General features: G+C 73.2%; 15 protein-coding genes. 11 read left to right on the forward strand and 4 right to left on the reverse strand.

Translation table 11 applies throughout. The features are described 5' to 3' along the window. Positions 1-320: 320 nt before the first annotated feature. On the forward strand, positions 321-1,700 hold the full coding sequence (locus tag ABZ861_RS11555; RefSeq protein WP_361627890.1) for a glycoside hydrolase family 43 protein: 1,380 nt from the start codon (positions 321-323) through the stop codon (positions 1,698-1,700). 54 nt (positions 1,701-1,754) lie between these two features. On the opposite strand, the gene ABZ861_RS11560 is transcribed toward ABZ861_RS11555, so the two are convergent. After that, positions 1,755-2,828 carry a LacI family DNA-binding transcriptional regulator gene (locus ABZ861_RS11560; protein WP_361627506.1) on the reverse strand — a complete coding sequence of 358 codons (1,074 nt, stop codon included), beginning with the start codon at positions 2,826-2,828 and terminating at the stop codon, positions 1,755-1,757. Between the two features lie 161 nt (positions 2,829-2,989). On the opposite strand from ABZ861_RS11560, the gene ABZ861_RS11565 reads away from it, so the two are divergent. The 5 genes from ABZ861_RS11565 to ABZ861_RS11585 all read left to right on the forward strand — a co-directional run bounded on the left by ABZ861_RS11565 (position 2,990) and on the right by ABZ861_RS11585 (position 9,001). Further along, positions 2,990-4,813, forward strand: coding sequence for a sugar-binding domain-containing protein (locus ABZ861_RS11565; RefSeq protein ID WP_361627509.1), 1,824 nt, complete (start codon positions 2,990-2,992; stop codon positions 4,811-4,813). 154 nt (positions 4,814-4,967) lie between these two features. Further along, entirely contained in the window at positions 4,968-6,302 is a 1,335-nt protein-coding gene (locus ABZ861_RS11570) for an extracellular solute-binding protein (protein WP_361627512.1), read from the forward strand. A gap of 35 nt (positions 6,303-6,337) precedes the next feature. Further along, complete coding sequence (locus ABZ861_RS11575) at positions 6,338-7,243, forward strand: sugar ABC transporter permease (RefSeq protein ID WP_361627515.1); 906 nt, start codon at positions 6,338-6,340, stop codon at positions 7,241-7,243. Between the two features lies 1 nt (position 7,244). Beyond that, on the forward strand, positions 7,245-8,195 hold the full coding sequence (locus ABZ861_RS11580; RefSeq protein ID WP_361627518.1) for a carbohydrate ABC transporter permease: 951 nt from the start codon (positions 7,245-7,247) through the stop codon (positions 8,193-8,195). A gap of 137 nt (positions 8,196-8,332) precedes the next feature. Further along, a complete protein-coding gene (locus tag ABZ861_RS11585) occupies positions 8,333-9,001 on the forward strand; it encodes a nitroreductase family protein (protein WP_361627893.1) in 669 nt (222 codons plus the stop codon). Positions 9,002-9,227: 226 nt separating this feature from the next. On the opposite strand, the gene ABZ861_RS11590 is transcribed toward ABZ861_RS11585, so the two are convergent. Beyond that, positions 9,228-9,824 carry a TetR/AcrR family transcriptional regulator gene (locus ABZ861_RS11590; RefSeq protein ID WP_361627521.1) on the reverse strand — a complete coding sequence of 199 codons (597 nt, stop codon included), beginning with the start codon at positions 9,822-9,824 and terminating at the stop codon, positions 9,228-9,230. Positions 9,825-10,131: 307 nt separating this feature from the next. On the opposite strand from ABZ861_RS11590, the gene ABZ861_RS11595 reads away from it, so the two are divergent. From ABZ861_RS11595 to ABZ861_RS11610, 4 genes are read left to right on the forward strand one after another with little or no spacing between them, the layout of a single operon-like run. After that, positions 10,132-10,722 carry a 2Fe-2S iron-sulfur cluster-binding protein gene (locus ABZ861_RS11595; RefSeq protein WP_361627524.1) on the forward strand — a complete coding sequence of 197 codons (591 nt, stop codon included), beginning with the start codon at positions 10,132-10,134 and terminating at the stop codon, positions 10,720-10,722. Continuing rightward, positions 10,719-11,711 carry a xanthine dehydrogenase family protein subunit M gene (locus ABZ861_RS11600; protein ID WP_361627526.1) on the forward strand — a complete coding sequence of 331 codons (993 nt, stop codon included), beginning with the start codon at positions 10,719-10,721 and terminating at the stop codon, positions 11,709-11,711. Before ABZ861_RS11595 ends, ABZ861_RS11600 begins: the two co-directional genes overlap by 4 nt. Further along, entirely contained in the window at positions 11,708-13,846 is a 2,139-nt protein-coding gene (locus ABZ861_RS11605; RefSeq protein ID WP_361627529.1) for a xanthine dehydrogenase family protein molybdopterin-binding subunit, read from the forward strand. The genes ABZ861_RS11600 and ABZ861_RS11605 overlap by 4 nt, the downstream gene beginning before the upstream one ends. Next, positions 13,839-14,984 carry an XdhC/CoxI family protein gene (locus ABZ861_RS11610; RefSeq protein WP_361627532.1) on the forward strand — a complete coding sequence of 382 codons (1,146 nt, stop codon included), beginning with the start codon at positions 13,839-13,841 and terminating at the stop codon, positions 14,982-14,984. The genes ABZ861_RS11605 and ABZ861_RS11610 overlap by 8 nt, the downstream gene beginning before the upstream one ends. 67 nt (positions 14,985-15,051) lie before the next feature. Here ABZ861_RS11610 and ABZ861_RS11615 read toward each other — a convergent pair whose 3' ends face one another. Then, complete coding sequence (locus ABZ861_RS11615) at positions 15,052-15,456, reverse strand: DUF5997 family protein (RefSeq protein ID WP_361627535.1); 405 nt, start codon at positions 15,454-15,456, stop codon at positions 15,052-15,054. Between the two features lie 67 nt (positions 15,457-15,523). Between ABZ861_RS11615 and ABZ861_RS11620 the strand changes: the two genes are divergently transcribed. Then, entirely contained in the window at positions 15,524-16,357 is an 834-nt protein-coding gene (locus tag ABZ861_RS11620) for a LysR family substrate-binding domain-containing protein (protein ID WP_361627538.1), read from the forward strand. Positions 16,358-16,406: 49 nt separating this feature from the next. On the opposite strand, the gene ABZ861_RS11625 is transcribed toward ABZ861_RS11620, so the two are convergent. Beyond that, positions 16,407-16,883: an Lrp/AsnC family transcriptional regulator gene (locus ABZ861_RS11625; RefSeq protein ID WP_361627541.1), complete on the reverse strand. Its 477-nt coding sequence runs from the start codon at positions 16,881-16,883 to the stop codon at positions 16,407-16,409. Between the last annotated feature and the right edge of the window lie 168 nt (positions 16,884-17,051).

Below are 17,051 nucleotides of genomic sequence, written 5' to 3' on the forward strand. Positions count from 1 at the left end.
GGTGCCCTTCCCGCCGCGCCCGGACGCCGCGTCGCTCGGCGCGGGACCTGGCGCCGGAAGCCTTGACGCGGTGTCAGCCCCGCCCTACGGTGTCGGACTTACATCGATGCAAACGGAGCGGTGGCGCCGCGACGTGTGCACGCGTCGACGCCCGCACCGCGCGACCGGCCGCGACGGCCGCCCCCCACCCCCGCTCGTCCCCGCGGTGCAAGGGGCGGGCCCTGCCGAAGGAGTCCGCCATGCGCGCGCGACCGTGGAGACCGCACCGCCTGCTGCTCCTGCTGAGTGCGCTGACCGCCGTGGCCGCGGTCCTCGCCGGGATGTCCGCCTCGGGCCCGGCGACGGCGGCGCCGAGGCCGGCGGCCGCCGCGGGGACGTTCCGCAACCCGCTCAACACCGGGCCCGACCCGTTCATGACGTACTGGAACGGGTCCTACTACCTGACGACCACACAGGGCGACAGCATCCGCATGTGGCGCTCGCCCTCCTTGAGCACGCTGCTCACCTCCGACCCCGTCACGGTCTGGAAGGACGGCGACAGCTCGCGCGACCGGGACATGTGGGCGCCCGAGTTCTACCGCTTCGGGGACCGCTGGTACCTCTACTACACGGCCGACGACGGCGTCGACGACCACCACCGGATCCACGTCCTGGAGTCCGACCGCGACGACCCGGCGGGCCCCTACCACTACAAGGCGAAGCTGGCGCCGCCCAACCACGCCTCCGACTTCGCCATCGACCCCGGCGTCCTCCAGCAGAACGGCCGCCTCTACCTCGCCTACAGCGGCGTCAACCAGTACCAGCACAACGGCCTGAACATCGCGCCCCTGTCGAACCCGTACACCGTCTCCGGCGACGCGGTGGCGATCAACGCGGCCGGAGGCTGCCCCGAGGTGCGCGAGGGCCCGGAGTTCCTCTACCGCAACGGCCGCACCTGGATGACCTACTCGACCTGCGACACCGGCAAGCCGGACTACCAGCTCTGGATGACGTCGCTGCCGTCCGGCGCCGATCCGCTGGTCACCTCCAACTGGACGCAGCACCAGGGGGCGGTCTTCTCCCGCGCCGACGACCACGGGGTGTACGGACCCGGGCACCACGCCTTCTTCCGCTCGCCCGACGGCGCCGAGGACTGGATCGTCTACCACGCGAAGACCACCTCGGCGTTCACCTACGGCGACCGCACCACGCGCGCCCAGCGCATCGGCTGGAACGCCGACGGAAGTCCCGCCCTCGGCCGTCCGCTCGCGATGGGCGCCACCCAGGACCTCCCCGCCGGCGACCCGGGCCCCGGCGCCTACTGGATCAACGACGACGGGCGTTCCAACGGCGACGGAACCCTCGCCTACACCGGCACCTGGAACTCCGGCGCCGGCTGCGCGGCGCAGTGCTTCTGGGGCGACGACCACTGGAGCGACCGCGCGGGGAACACCGCCCAGTTCACGTTCACCGGCACCCGCATCGCCCTGCTGTCCGTCCGCGACACCGGCAACGGCTACGCCGCCCTCTCCGTCGACGGCGGCGCCGAGCAGCGCCTGGACTACTACGGGGCGATCCGCACCGGTGAGACGCTGCAATACCTGAGCCCGCGCCTGCCGTACGGACGGCACACGCTCAAGGTGCGCGTGACCGGGGAGCACGACGGGTCCTCGGGGGCGTCCTTCGTCAGCGTCGACCGGGCCGAGGTGTACGTGAACTGACGGGCGCCCCCGGCCTCCCGCCGCTGCGTCGCCGCAGACGGCGGGGGGCCCGGCTCAGGACCGGCCGCCGGTGCTCTCCCGCACGACCAGCCGGTGGCCGATCACGCGGTCCTCCGCGTCCTGGGCGGCCTCGGCGTCCCGGGCGGTTCCGGCGTCCGTGACGTCCCGGGCGGTCCCGGTGCGCGGCCGGTCGATGCGGTCGGCCAGCAGGGACACCGCCGCGGCGGCGATGGCCTCCTTGTCGGGGGCGATCGTGGTCAGGCTCGGGACGCTGAAGCGCGACGCCTCGATGTCGTCGAAGCCGACCACGTCGATGTCGTCCGGGGCGCGCAGCCCGGCCTCGTGCAGCGCCCGCAGCGCGCCGAGGGCCAGGTGGTCGTTCAGGCACAGCAGGGCGTCCGGTCGGGGGCGCCGCTCCAGCAGCGCGGCCGCCGCCCGCGCCCCGTCCTGCCAGTGGTACGCCTCCACGGGCACGACCAGGTCTGCGGCGAAGGCGACGTGAGCCGCCCGCAACGCCGACCGGTAGCCCTCCGTGCGCAGCCCGTCGGTGCCGCGACGGCCGCGCACGGCGCCGCCGACCACCGCGATCCTCCGCCGCCCCCGGGCGAGCAGGTGCTCGGTCGCCTCGCGCGCCGCCGCCACGTTGTCGATGCCCACATGGTCCGCGGCGCCCGGCGTCTGGCGTTCGCCGAGGAGGACGACGGGCAGCCGGGCGAGCCCGGACGTCAGGTCGCGCGGCGTCAGGGACAGCGGGCTGAGGATGACGCCGTCGGTGAACTGGGCGTCGAAACCGTGCAGCGCGGACAGCTCCCGCTCGCGCACGCCGCCGGTCTGGTGCAGCAGCACCGTGCGCCCCCGCCGGTCCGCCGCCGCCATCACGTGCTTGGCCAGCTCCGAGAAGTAGGCGACGTCCAGCTCCGGGACGGCCAGGGTGATCATGCCGGTACGGCCCTGGCGGAGCTGGCGGCCCGCGATGTTCACCCGGTAGCCCAGGGCCTCGATGGCGTCGCGGACCGCGGTCCTGGTGTGCTCCGACACGTGCTCGAAGTCGTTGATCACATTGGAGACGGTCTTGGGGGAGACGCCGGCGTACGCCGCCACGTCCTTGATCCTCGGCCTCGCCGCCACGCTGCACTTCCTTCTCTTCCCCCGCGGTCCTCAGCGATCCTACCGAGCATCACGAAACGGTTTCGGGGGGCTCTGGCTGCGCTCCTGCGTATTTACATCGATGTAATCAGCGTGATGCCATAGCGCCGCACCGATGGCCCGCACGCAGAGCAAGGAGCGCGATGACCGTCCCGCAGCCGTCTTTGCCGCCCCGCCCCGAGTACCCCAGGCCCCAGTTCGTCCGGGAGGCGTGGCTCAACCTCAACGGCCCGTGGCAGTTCGAGACCGACCGCTCCGACACCGGCCTCGAACGGGGCCTGCTCGACCGCGCGCTCGCCGACACGATCACGGTGCCGTTCTGCCCCGAGTCGGCGCTCTCCGGGATCGGGGAGACGGACTTCCTGGAGGCGGTCTGGTACCGGCGCACCGTGACGGTGCCCGCCGACTGGACCGGCGCCCGGGTGCTGCTGCACTTCGGAGCGGTCGACCACGACACCACCGTCTGGGCGGACGGCGTCGAGGTGGCCCGCCACCGCGGCGGATTCACCCCCTTCACCGCCGACCTGGACGGCATCGCCGCACCCGGCGCCGAGGTCACCCTGGTCGTCCGGGCCCGGGACAGCCGGCACGGCCCGCAGGCCCGGGGCAAGCAGGCCACCTGGTACGCCAACTCCCACTGCCACTACACCCGGACGACCGGCATCTGGCAGACGGTCTGGATGGAGCCCGTGCCCCGCGCGGTCGCCCTCAAGCGGCCCGGCGTCACGCCCGAGCTGTCCTCCGGCACGTTCTTCCTGGACCTCCCGCTGACCGCCAACCTCCCCGGCCACCGGGTGCGCGCGGTGCTCAGCGACGACCGGGGCGAGGCCGTGGCCGCAGAAGCGCGGGCCGACCTCGACCTCTGCCCGCGCCTGGCGCTCACCGTCCCCGCGGACCGGGTGCGACCGTGGACGCCGGACGACCCGCACCTGTACGGGCTGCGCCTGGACGTGCTGGACGCCGACGGGCGGGTGGTCGACACGGCCGCCTCCTACGCCGGGCTGCGGTCGGTGGCGATCCACGGCCGAAAGCTGCTGCTCAACGGGGAGCCGGTGTTCCAGCGCCTGGTGCTCGACCAGGGCTACTACCCGGACGGCCTGATGACCGCTCCCACCGACGAGGCGCTGGTCCACGACATCGAACTCGCTCTGCGCGCCGGCTTCAACGGCGCCCGCCTGCATCAGAAGGTGTTCGAGGAGCGCTTCCTCTACCACGCCGACCGCCTCGGCTACCTGGTGTGGGGCGAGTTCGGCGACTGGGGCTGCGAGGTCGGCGTGCGCGACGACAACCAGCGGCCGGACGCCGCGTACGTCGCCCAGTGGCTGGAGGCGCTGGAGCGCGACCGCTCGCACCCCTCGATCGTCGGCTGGTGCCCGCTGAACGAGACCTATCAGCGCCTGCACGACCGGATCACCTCACTCGACGACGTCACAAGGGCGATGTTCCTGGCCGCCAAGCTGGCCGACCCGAGCCGCCCGGTCATCGACGCCTCCGGCTACGCGCACCGGGTTCCGGAGACCGACGTCTACGACTCCCACTGCTACGAGCAGGACCCGGCCGCGTTCGCCGAGACGATGGCCGGACTCGCCGAGGACCGCCCCTACGTCAACGCGGCCCCCGACGGACGCCCCTGGTCGGCCCCCTATCGCGGACAGCCCTATTTCTGCAGCGAGTTCGGCGGCATCTGGTGGGACCCCGAGACGGCCGCGGAGGCGGACGGCGACCAGAGCGGGACCTCGTGGGGCTACGGCGCCAGGCCCCGCGGCGAAGAGGACTTCATCGAGCGGTTCACGGCGCTCACCGGCGTCCTGCTCGACGATCCGGAGATGTTCGGCTACTGCTACACCCAGCTCACCGACGTCTTCCAGGAGCGCAACGGCGTCTACCGCTTCGACCGCTCCGACAAGGTCGACGTCGCCCGCGTCCGCGCGGCGCAGACCCGGCCGGCCGCCTTCGAACGTCCGTGACGCGGCGCTCCGCGCACGGCCCCACGCACTGTCAGACACGGCCGCACGGCCGAGAGCGCTTCCTGCTGCACCTTACAACGATGTAGGGCGGGCGGACCGGAACCGGACGGCACGAGCACGTCCGTCCGTACCGCCCGTACCGGGAAGGAGTCGTATGACCGGCACCCCAGGATCGGCACGCGCGTCCGGGCTCACCCGGCGCCGGGCGCTGACCGGCGCCCTGGCCGCCGCGGCAGCCGCCACCGCCGTGAGCGGCTGCGGAGCGGCGCGGGCGTCCAGCGCCTCGACCGTCCGGCTGTGGGACCTGTTCAGCGGGGCCGACGGCGGTCTCCTCAACGACATGGTGCGCGCCGCGCAACCGGCCATGCCGGGCACCCGCATCGACCGCACCGTCCTCGAATGGGGCACCCCGTACTACACCAAGCTGGCCATGGCATCAGCCGGCGGCCGGGGCCCCGACACGGCCGTCTCGCACATGTCACGACTGGCCGGCTACGCGCCCACCGGCCTGCTCGACCCCTGGGACCTGGACGTCCTGGCCGAATACGGCGTCCGCCCGGACGCGTTCACCGACGCGGTCTGGTCCCGCACCCAGTTCCGGGGCCGGACCTACGCCATCCCCCTGGACACCCACCCCTTCATCGTCTTCTACCACCCCGAGCCGGCCGCCAAGGCGGGACTGCTCAAGAGCGACGGCGCCCTGGACGCCGACGCCTTCTCCTCTCCCGACCGCTTCCTGGCCGCGGGCCGGGAACTGGCGAAGGCGTCCGGCCGCCAGGGCATCGCCTTCGGCTACGTCACCGACACCGCCCAAGGCTGGCGGCTGTTCTACGGGCTGTACCGGCAGACCGGCGGCGTCCTCCGCCTCCCCGAGGGCGGCCCCGCCGAGGCCGACGTGGACCGGATGGCGGAGGTCATCGCCTTCATGGCCCGGCTCGTGGACGGCCGCGTCAACCCCAGGCGACTCGACTACCCGGCGGCCATCGCCGCCTTCGCCAACCGGCAGACCGCGATGATCCTCTCCGGCGAATGGGAGCTGGGGACCTTCCGCGCCGCGGACCCCAAGGTGGGCGCCGCGCCGTTCCCCACCGTCTTCGGCACTCCCGCGGTGTACGCCGACTCGCACTCCTTCGTCCTGCCGCACCATCCCCACCCGGACCCCGAGCGCCGCCGCCGCACCCACCGCGCCGTCGCCGCCCTGCTGAAGGCGGGTCAGATCTGGGCCACCGCGGGACACATCCCCGCCTACGGTCCCGTCACCCGCACCGCCGCCTACCGGAGCCTCCAGCCGCAGGCGCACTACGCGAGCGCACAGGACCACGTCGTCCTCGACCCGCCGTTCTGGTTCGCCGGCGCCGGGTCGGACTTCCAGAACTCCATATCCCAGGTCCTCCAGCAGGCCCTGCTCGACGGGCTCGCCCCCGACCGCGCGGCGCGCGCCATGGTGCGGCGCCTGAACACCTTCCTCTCCCAGCCCAGCCCGGCCTGACCCGGCCGCGGTCCACCGCGCAGGAGGCGCCAAAGATGTCCTCGCCCCACGCCTCGCCCCGCCCCGGGGTCCCGTTCGTGCGCCGGCTGCTCTCCCCGGGCCTGCTGTTCGCGCTTCCCTTCCTCGTGCTGTTCGCCCTCTTCATGCTCTGGCCGCTGGCCCAGGGGCTGTGGATGAGCCTGACCGACACCTCGCTGTCGGCCCACACCCCGGGCTTCGTCGGCCTGGACAACTTCACCGAGGCGTTCGGGGACGCCGAGATGTGGCGGGCGCTGTGGCACACGGCGTGGTTCACGCTGATCTCCACCGTCCCGCTGGTCGCCGTGGCGCTGGGCATGGCACTGCTCGTGCACACCGGGCTGCCCGGTCAGTGGGTGTGGCGGCTGGCCTTCTTCGCCCCCTACCTGCTGCCGGTCGGCGTCGTCAGCCTGCTGTGGATCTGGCTCTACCAGCCCGACCTCGGCCTCGTCGACCACCTGCTGGGCGTGATCGGCGTGGGCCCGCTGACCTGGCTCAGCGACGAGTCGGTCGCCATGTGGGCCGTCGCCCTGACCACCCTGTGGTGGACCGTCGGCTTCAACTTCCTGCTCTACCTCGCCGCCCTCCAGTCCGTGCCGGACCACCTGTACGAGGCGGCCGCCCTCGACGGCGCGGGCGCCTGGCGCCGCCTGCGGTCGATCACCCTTCCCCAGCTCAGGCGCATCACCGCGGTCATCACCGTGCTCCAGATCCTCGCCTCCCTGAAGGTCTTCGACCAGGTGTACCTGCTGACCAAGGGCGGCCCCGACGGCGCCACCCGGCCGATCGTCGAGTACGTCTACGACGTCGGCTTCACCGGTTACCGGCTCGGCTACGCCTCCGCGATCAGCTACGTCTTCTTCGCGCTCGTCCTGCTCGCCTCCGCGGCCCAGTACGCCGCCCTCCGCCGCCGGGAGAAGTGACATGACCTCCACCGAACTGCCCGTCGACGCCTCCCGGAGCTCCCGCGCACCACGCCCACACCGCCCGGCCCGCCCGGAGACGGCCCGCCGCGTCCCGCCCCGGCGGCGCACGAACCTCACGCTCGGCGAGAGCCGCGCCGCCCGCGGGCTCGCCCTGGCCGTCCTCGCCGTCGCGGCCGCGGCGTGGCTGCTGCCGCTGCTGTGGGCCGTGCTCACCGCCGCCAAGTCCGAGACGGACGCCAGCGACCCGGCCCGGTGGTTCCTGCCCCGGCACGGCTTCACCCTGCACGGCTTCCGCACCGTCTGGGAGCGCGGCGACCTGCCGCTGTGGATGCTCAACAGCCTCCTCATCGCCGCGGCCGTCACGGTGATCACCGTGCTCGTCTCGGCCATGGCGGGCTACGCCTTCTCCCGCACCCTGTTCGCCGGACGCCGCGCGATGTTCGCCCTCACCGTGGCCGCGGTGCTGGTGCCGCCGCAGATCCTCATCGTGCCGTGGTTCCAGCAGATGCTCACCCTCCACCTGGTGGACACCTACGCGGCGGTGATCCTGCCGCAGACGGTGGCGCCGGTGATGGTGTTCATCCTGAAGAAGCACTTCGACTCGCTGCCGCGCGAGCTGGAGGAGGCCGCCCGGATCGACGGCGCCGGGCACTGGCGGATCTTCTGGTCCGTGCTGCTGCCGCTGTCCCGGCCCATGCTGGCCGCCGTGGCGATCTTCGTGTTCATCGGCGCCTGGAACAACTTCCTGTGGCCGTTCGTCTCCACCTCGGACCCGTCCCTCATGACGCTTCCGGTGGGCATCACCTCGGTGAAGGACGCGTACGGCGTCCAGTACGCCCAGACCATGGCGTCCGCCGTCCTCGCGGCGCTTCCGCTGGTCGCGGTGTTCCTGTTCTTCCAGCGACACATCGTCAAGTCCGTTGCCACGGCGGGCCTGGGCGGCCAGTGAGGCCGTTCCCGTCCCCCGTCTACGCACCCGCCTCCCGTGTCCCTACACTCGCGATCATGAAGACCGATTCCGGTACCGAAACCGGCACCGCGGCCGCGCCCAGCGCCGGCGAAGAGGCCCCCGGGCTGTTCTCCACCATGTCCACCATGAGGGCGATGCGCCGCATCAAGCCCGACCCCGTTCCCGACGAGGTCCTGGAGCAGCTCATCCAGGCGGCCGTCTGGGGCCCCAGCGGCGGCAACATGCAGAAGTACGAGTACGTGGTGGTGACCGACCCCGCGGTCATGGCCCGTCTGGCGCCGCTGTGGAAGCGCTGCGTCGACGCCTACCTCGCGACCACGGGCAAGCACGCCCCCGAGGGCATGGACGAAGCGGCCTACGCCCGCATGGTCGCCGCCATCGCATACCAGCGCGACCACTTCGCCGAGACCCCGGCGCTGATCATCCCCTGCTACCGGTTCCCCGAGCCGAGGCTCGACGAGGAGGGGCTGCACGCCTCGGCGGAGGCCCTCGGCCCCGAGGCGACGCTCCGCATGGCGGCCGTCCAGACGCGCTTCGCGGCCCTCGCGGAGGGCTCCTGCGTCTATCCGGGCGTGCAGAACCTGCTGCTCGCCGCGCGGGGACTGGGGCTGGCGGCCAACATCACCATCTGGCACCTGATGCTGGAGGACGAATGGAAGGCGGCCCTGGGCATCCCGGAGGACATGAACACCTTCGCGGCGATCCCCGTGGGCTGGCCACGCGGCAACTTCGGACCGGTACGGCGCCGCCCGGTGTCGGAGGTGATCCACCGGGACCGCTGGTGACGGGCTGATGCGTCCATGGGGGAGGGGGGAACGGCCGCCGGTGGGACCCCTTCCCTCTCCCGCTCTCAGCCCCAATGGGGGAGCGGAGCCCGGCTGTGAGGGAACGCGCTCCAGCGGGTCCGCAGGGGCGCACGGTCTACAGCGCTTCCGCCCGCCGCCTACCAGGGGACGGTGTCGCCGGGTTGGCCCAGGAGATCCTTGAGTCAACGACCCGCGAAGTACGCGACTAGCCTCGCTGCCGCGGTCGGGGCGCGGGTGCGCCCGCGCGGAGGCCGTCCATGACGAGATCCAGCAGGCGGGCGGCGCGCGGCTGCCAGTCGCCGTGCGGGTCGAGTTGCCAGAGACCGGCGATGGCCAGGAGGAAGTCGTCGGGCGTCACGCCGGGGCGGATGGTCCCGGCCTGCTCGCTGGCGCGGAGCAGCCGGTCGGCCGCGGCCCGCAGCGGACTGTTGCCCGGCTTCTCGGGGCCGCCGGGCTCGCTGGTGGCCTGGCGGATCGCCTCCGCGAGGCCGGCCTTGGTCATGGCGAACCGGGCGAGCCGGTTCATCCACTCGCGCAGCGCCGCCTCCGGCTCCCGGGTCTCGAGCAGCGGGGCCGCGCTGTCGGCGACGTGCTGCATCTCGTGGCGGTAGATCTCCAGGACGAGCGCCTCGCGGTTGGGGAAGTTGCGGTAGAAGGTGCCCTGTCCGACCCCCGCCTTCCGGGCGATCATGCTCAACGGCACGTCCGCGCACCGGGTGAGTTCGGCGAGCGCCACTTCCAGAATGGTCGCGCGGTTGCGTTGCGCGTCCGAGCGCAGCGGCGCGTCCCTCTTCTGCCGCACTCGTCCTCCTTTCGGGTACGGGGCCGCACCCGGCCTTGCTAAGCGGACAATTGTCCGGTAGATTCCTTGATAGCGGACAATTGTCCGCTTCACCGCAGCATAGTGGTGAGCACCGCGTCTGCGCCATGTGCGGACCTGACCCTCGACCCGCTCTCCTCGCACGTCTTGTTCTGCCCAGCGGTCCCCTCCCGACGCTTCCCGTCCCTTCTCGCCCTGCTGCCTTGCTTCCTGACATCCGCTCACCTCCCGATCCCTCTGCCTGTCAGGCCGTCTCTGACGCGTTTTCGGATAGCGAAAGAAGCTGATCATGGACCCCGCCTCCTTGGCGCCCTCGCCGACGCACAGCGCCCTCACCCTGAACGTCAACGGCGAGAAACACGCGCTGTCCGTCGACCACCGCACCACCCTGCTCGACGCCCTGCGCGAACACCTCGACCTGACCGGCACCAAGAAGGGCTGCGACCAGGGGCAGTGCGGCGCGTGCACCGTCCTGCTCGACGGACGCCGGGCCGTGGCCTGCCTCCAGCTCGCCGTAGCGGCCGAGGGGTGCGAGATCACCACCATCGAGGGCGTGGCCGAAGGAGATCGGCTGCACCCGGTGCAACAGGCGTTCCTCGACCTCGACGGCTACCAGTGCGGTTACTGCACTCCGGGGCAGATCTGCTCGGCCATCGCGGTGATCGAGGAGCACGCCGCGGGCTGGCCCAGCGCCGTGACGCAGGATGTGAGCCCCGCGGCGGGACCGCCCGAGCTGACCCCGGACGAGATCCGGGAGCGGATGAGCGGGAACCTGTGCCGCTGCGGCGCGTACGTGTCCATCGTGCGCGCGGTGGAACAGGCCGCGACGGAGCAGGCCGCGGCGGGCGAGCGAGCGGCGGGCGAGGGGGCGGCGGCATGAGGGAGTTCGGATACGAGCGGGCCCACGACGTGGCCGGCGCCGTGGCACTGCTCGGCGCCGATCCCGAGGCGCGCTTCCTCGGCGGCGGCACCAACCTCGTCGACCTGATGAAGACCGGAGTCGAGCGCCCCGCGCGGCTCGTCGACGTACGGGACCTCCCCCTCGGCGGCATCGATCCGAGCGAGGACGGCGGCCTGCGCATCGGCGCCACGGTCACCAACAGCGACCTCGCCGCCCACCCGCACGTCCGCGGCCGCTACCCGGCGCTGACGCAGGCCGTGCTGGCCGGCGCCTCCGGGCAACTGCGCAACATGGCCACCGTCGGCGGCAATCTGCTCCAGCGCACCCGCTGCGGCTACTTCACGGACGTGACCAAGCCCTGCAACAAGCGCGACCCCGGCAGCGGCTGCCCCGCGATCGAAGGCGAGCACCACAACCACGCCATTCTCGGCGCCTCCGCCCACTGCGTGGCGGTCCACCCCTCCGACATGGCCGTGGCCCTCGTCGCCTTCGACGCCGTGGTCTCCTACGAGACAGCCGACGGACCCGGCGACGTGCCGTTGGAGGACTTCTACCGCCCCGTGGGCGACGCACCGCATCGGGAGACGGTGCTGCCGCCGGGCGCGCTGATCACGGGCGTGACCCTGCCGCCCGCTCCGGCGGCCGCCCGCTCCCGCTACCGCAAGGTGAGGGAGCGCGCCTCCTACGCGTTCGCCATCGGCTCCGTCGCCGCCGCGCTCGACGTCCACGACGGCGTCGTGCGCGAGGCCCGCCTGGCCCTCGGGGCGGTCGCCTCCCGCCCATGGCGGGCCCGGACGGCCGAGCGCGCGCTGACCGGGGCGCGGGCCGGCGCCGACGCCTTCGCCGCCGCGGCGGACGCCGAGCTGGCGGCGGCCGAACCGCTGCCGCGCAACGGGTACAAGGTGACCCTGATGCGCAACCTCATCACGGCCGTGCTCACCGAACTCGCCGAGGAGGCCGCCCGATGACCACCGCCGCCACCGACACCCGCGCCACCGCCCAGGGCGCCGCCGGAACCGCGCACGTCCGCGTCGAAGGCCGCGAGAAGGTCACCGGCGCCGCCCGGTACTCGGGAGAGATCCCCTTCGCCGAGCTGGCCCACGGCTGGCTGGCGCTGTCCACCGTCGCGCGCGGCCGGATCCAGTCCCTCGACGCCGACTCGGCCCTCGCCATGCCGGGTGTGCTCGCCGTTCTGCACCACGGCAACGCCCCGCGCGTGGACACCGACTACGTGGGAATGCTCGGCGCCCCGGACCCCACCTGCGCCGTCTTCCAGCACGACCGGGTGCCGCACCTGGGCTGGCCGGTCGCCCTGGTCGTCGCCGAGACCTCCGAACAGGCCCGGGAGGCCGCCGAATCCCTCGTCGTGCACTACGCACAGCAGGAGCACGACGTCGAGTTCTCCGCCGCCCGCCCAGAAGCCCGAGCGGTCGACACCTTCATCCCCGCGGTGGTGGAGAAAGGCGATCTGGAGGCCGAACTCGCCGCGTCCGACGTCGTCGTCGACGAGGAGTACACCACCCCCGAAGAGCACCACGGCATGATGGAGCCGCATGCCGCGACCGCCCGATGGGACGGCGGACGGCTGGAGCTGGTCGACTCCAACCAGGGCGCGACCTGGATCCTCGGCGAGATCGCCAACCTGTTCTCGCTCGACCCGGCGTCCGTCCGCGTGCGCTCCGAACACGTCGGCGGCGGCTTCGGCAGCAAAGGCGTGCGCGCGCACCAGGTGGCGGCGGTGATGGCCGCCACCGTCCTCCAGCGTCCCGTCCGCGTCGTCATGACGCGCCGCCAGATGTTCTACCTGACCGGCTACCGCAGCCCCACCGCCCACCGGCTCCGACTGGGTGCGGACGCCGGCGGACGCCTGCGCGCACTGGAGCACCGCTGCCTCAGCCTCACCTCGACCGTGCACGAGTTCGTCGAGCCCGGCGCGGGCCCCGCCCGGGTGATGTACGACGCCGACGCCCACCACACGTCCAACCGCGTCGTCCCGCTGGACGTGCCGACGCCGACGTTCATGCGCGCCCCCGGCGAGGCGCCCGGAGCGTTCGCGCTGGAGTCCGCGCTCGACGAACTGGCGGAAAAGTGCGGCCTCGACCCGATCGAACTGCGGCTGCGCAACGAACCCGAGCGCGGGCCCGTCTCGGGGCTCCCGTTCAGCAGCCGCAACCTGGTCGCCTGCTTCCGCGAGGGCGCCCGCCGGTTCGGCTGGCAGGACCGGGACCCGCGCCCGGGGCTGCGCCGCGACGGTCGCTGGCTGCTGGGAACCGGCACGGCCGCCGCCTCCTTCTCAGCGGGCGCCCAACCGTCCTCGGCCATCGCGACGGCCGAGGCGGACGGCACGTTCACCGTCCGCATCGCCGCCGCCGACATCGGCACCGGGGCGCGCACCGCGCTCACCCTGGTCGCCGCCGACGCGCTCCAGGTCCCCCCAGACAGGGTCCGGGTGCGGATCGGGGACAGCGACTTCGGGCCGGCGATGGTCGCCGGCGGCTCCATGGGCACCCGCTCCTGGAGCTGGGCGGTCACCGCCGCCGCCGCGGAGCTGCGGGAGCGGCTGGCCCTCGGCGCGGACATCCCGCCGGAGGGCGTCACGGTACGGTCCGACACCACCGAGGCGGTCGGCGCCCTCGCGCAGAAGGAACGGCACTCCTTCGGCGCGCAGTTCGCCGAGGTCGCGGTCGACGTCGCCACGGGCGAGGTGCGGGTGCGCCGCATGCTCGGCGTCTTCGCGGCCGGCCGCATCATCAACCCGCTCACGGCGCGCGGCCAGTTCGTCGGCGGCATGGTCTGGGGCATCTCCATGGCCCTGCACGAGGAGGCGATCCGGGACCGCGCCTCCGGCGGCCTCTACGGCGCCGACCTCGCCGGGTACCACGTGGCCACGCACGCCGACGTGCCGTTCGTCGAGGCCGACTGGGTGGAGGACCCGGACCCCGAGGACCCGTCGGGAATCAAGGGGATCGGTGAGATCGGCATCGTGGGCGCCGCGGCGGCGATCGCCAACGCGGTCTGGCACGCCACCGGCGTCCGCCACCGCCACCTGCCCATCCGCCCCGACCGCGTGCTGGCCGCCGGTTCAGGGGGAGCGCATGCTTGACATCGCCGACGAACTGCTCCAGTGGACCGAGGAGGGCCGGGCCTTCGCCGTCGCCTCCGTCGTGGCGGTCGGCGGCAGCGCGCCGCGGGGTCCCGGCGCGGCCCTCGCGGTCGACGCCGAAGGGACCGCCATCGGCTCGGTCTCGGGCGGCTGCGTCGAAGCAGCGGTCTACGACCTGTGCCGTCAGGCGCTGGACCAGGGGCAGAGCGTCTGCGAACGATTCGGCTACAGCGACGAGGACGCCTTCGCCGTCGGACTGACCTGCGGCGGCGTCATCGACGTCATGGTCACTCCGGTCGGCGTGCACGCGCCGGTGCGGCCGGTGCTGCGGGCGGCGCTCTCGGCCGCCGTGCGGGGTGAGCCGGCGGCCCTGTCCCGGGTCGTCCGCGGACCGGCCGATCTGCTCGGCGCCGCGCTGCTGACCGGGCCCGACGGGGCGTACCGAGGCAGCCTGGGCGGAACGACGGATCTGGACCGCACCGCGGCTGTGGAGTCCCGGGCCCTGCTGGAGGCCGGCCGCACGGGCACTCTGGAGCTGTCGGAGGACGGGTCCCGGCGCCCGGGGGGCCTGACCCTCCTCGTCGAGTCGAACGTGCCGCCGCCGCGCATGATCGTGTTCGGGGCGGTCGACTTCGCCTCGGCACTCGTGAGAGCGGGAAAGTTCCTCGGCTACCACGTGACCGTGTGCGACGCTCGCCCCGTCTTCGCCACCCGAGGGCGTTTCCCGGAGGCCGACGACATCGTCGTCGACTGGCCTCACCGCTACCTGAGGCGCACCGAGACCGACGCGCGCACCGTGCTGTGCGTGCTCACCCATGACGTCAAGTTCGACATACCCCTGCTGACGTCGGCCCTGCGGATGCCCCTCGCCTTCGTCGGCGCCATGGGCTCGCACCGCACCCACGCCGACCGCGAGCGGCGGCTGCGCGAGGCCGGTGTCGGCGAGCAGGAGCTGGCCCGGCTCAGGTCGCCCATCGGCCTCGACCTCGGCGCCCGGACGCCCGAGGAGACCGCGCTGTCGATCGCGGCGGAGATCGTCGCCACCCGGCGCGGCGGCACCGGGCGACCGCTCACCGGCTCGGGCGCCCCGATCCACCGCGACGAGGCGCAGCGTGCGGGCGGCACCCGGGCGGCGTGAGCGCCCCTGGCCCGCGAGGGGCGCGAGACCGGGACCCGAGGTGTCCGCGAGGCCGGGACCCGCGGTGTCAGGGGCGGGGCTCGTCGTCCTGAGCGGCGCGTTCGGCGTCCCGCTTCTTCAGCCGGGCCGTCTCCTTGCGGACCTCGGCCTGCGTGGCCCGCTCCTTCTCCAGCCACTCGGGCCGCTCCTGCTTCAGGGCCTCGATCTGCTCCGTGGTGAGCGCCTCGGTGACTCCGGCGCGCGCCAGGCCGGCGATGGAGACGCCCAGCTTGGCCGCGACCACCGGGCGAGGGTGGGGCCCGTCGTTCCGCAGCTCCCGCAGCCACTGAGGGGGTTCGGTCTGCAACGCGTTCAGCTCGGCGCGCGAGACGACGCCCTCCTGGAACTCGGCGGGCGTGGCGGGCAGGTACACACCCAGCTTCTTCGCCGCGGTGGCGGGCTTCATCGTCTGGGGTGTCTGGTGCGACTTCATGGTGTCCAGACTATCGACCGCCGAGGAGAGGTCTGACCACGCCGACCACGCCGGGTAACCTGGCGGGGTGACAGGCTCGGAAGCATCCCCCACGTTCCGGCTCGCGTACGTCCCCGGGGTGACGCCCGCCAAGTGGGTGCGAATCTGGAACGAGCGCCTGCCCGGAGTATCGCTCACTCTCGTCCAGGTCCCGGCCGTCGAAGCGGACGGGGCGCTGCGCGACGGCGCGGCGGACGCGGGGGTCGTACGACTGCCGGTGGACCGTTCGTTCTTCAGCGCGATCCCCCTCTACACCGAGACCAGTGTGGTGATCGTCCCCAAGGACCACCTGGTGACGGCCGCGGAGGAGGTCTCCGTCGAGGACCTGGCCGACGAGGTCGTCTTCCACCCGCTGGACGACGTGCTCGGCTGGGAGCGCCCGCCCGGCGAGGCCGCCTTCGAGCGCCCCGCCACCACCGAGGACGCCGTCGAGCTGGTCGCCGCGGGCGTCGGTCTGCTGGTCGTCCCGCAGTCACTCGCCCGTCTGTACCACCGCCGGGACCTCACCTACCGTCCCGTCGTCGACGCCCCGCAGTCGAGCGTGGCGCTGGCGTGGCCGGAGGAGGCGACCACCGACCTGGTCGACGACTTCATCGGGATCGTCCGCGGCCGCACGGTCAACAGCACCCGCGGTCGCTCCCCGGGCCCGGAGCGCTCCGCCGAGGCCCGCACGGACGCGGCCGGCGGCGCGCGCAGGACTTCCGCGGCCGGCCGCACCGGCAAGGCGACTACCGCACGCGGCGGCGCCAGCGGCGCCGGGGCCCCGCGGAACGCCAAGGGCGCGCGGGGCGGCGCCAAGGGGGCGAACACCGCGAAGGGCGGCAAAAGCGGCCGACGCGGCAAGCCCCGCGGCCGTTCCTGACGCGGGCGCCCACCTCGCCCTCGCCGCGCCCCCCTCGCCGCGCCCTCGCTCACCCCTTCGCCGTGCGGCCGATCGACTCCACCAGCGGGAGCAGCCGGTGGGGGACCCGCTCGCGCAGCGCCACCTCGGTGCGCGTGCGCACCACCCCGGGCAGGCTGATCAGTTTCTGGATCACGTCCTCCAGGTGGGCGTTGTCGCGCGCCACGACCCGGGTGAGCAAGTCGCCGCCGCCGGTGATCGAGAACGCCTCGACGATCTCCGGCACCCCGGCCAGCGCGTCCCCGACGTCGTCCATGTGCCCCTGGGTGACCTCGATGTGCACGAACGCGAGCACCGGGTGGCCGAGGGCGGCGGGGGAGAGGACGGGACCGGTGCCCGTGATCACGCCGTCCCGTTCCAGACGGTCCAGGCGGGCCTGGAGGGTGCCGCGGGCGACGCCGAGGATCCGGGCGTACTCGCGCACGCTGGTGCGGGGCTGCTCCAGGAGCAGCCGCAGGATGCGGGTGTCGAGTGCGTCCACGGCCATGTCAGCGCCCGCTCTCTCCCGTGCCGGTTCGCCGCGGCGACGGATGCCGACTGTACCAATGGCCCTACGGCAGCCGCTCCGGCTGGGCCACTCCGAGCCGTCCAATGGCCTGCTGTCAGCGCCTTCTCGACGACGCGCGTTGTGCCAATGGCTCAGTGTTCTGGGCGA

Source organism: Streptomyces sp. NPDC046985, assembly GCF_040644415.1.
Taxonomy (GTDB): domain Bacteria; phylum Actinomycetota; class Actinomycetes; order Streptomycetales; family Streptomycetaceae; genus Streptomyces.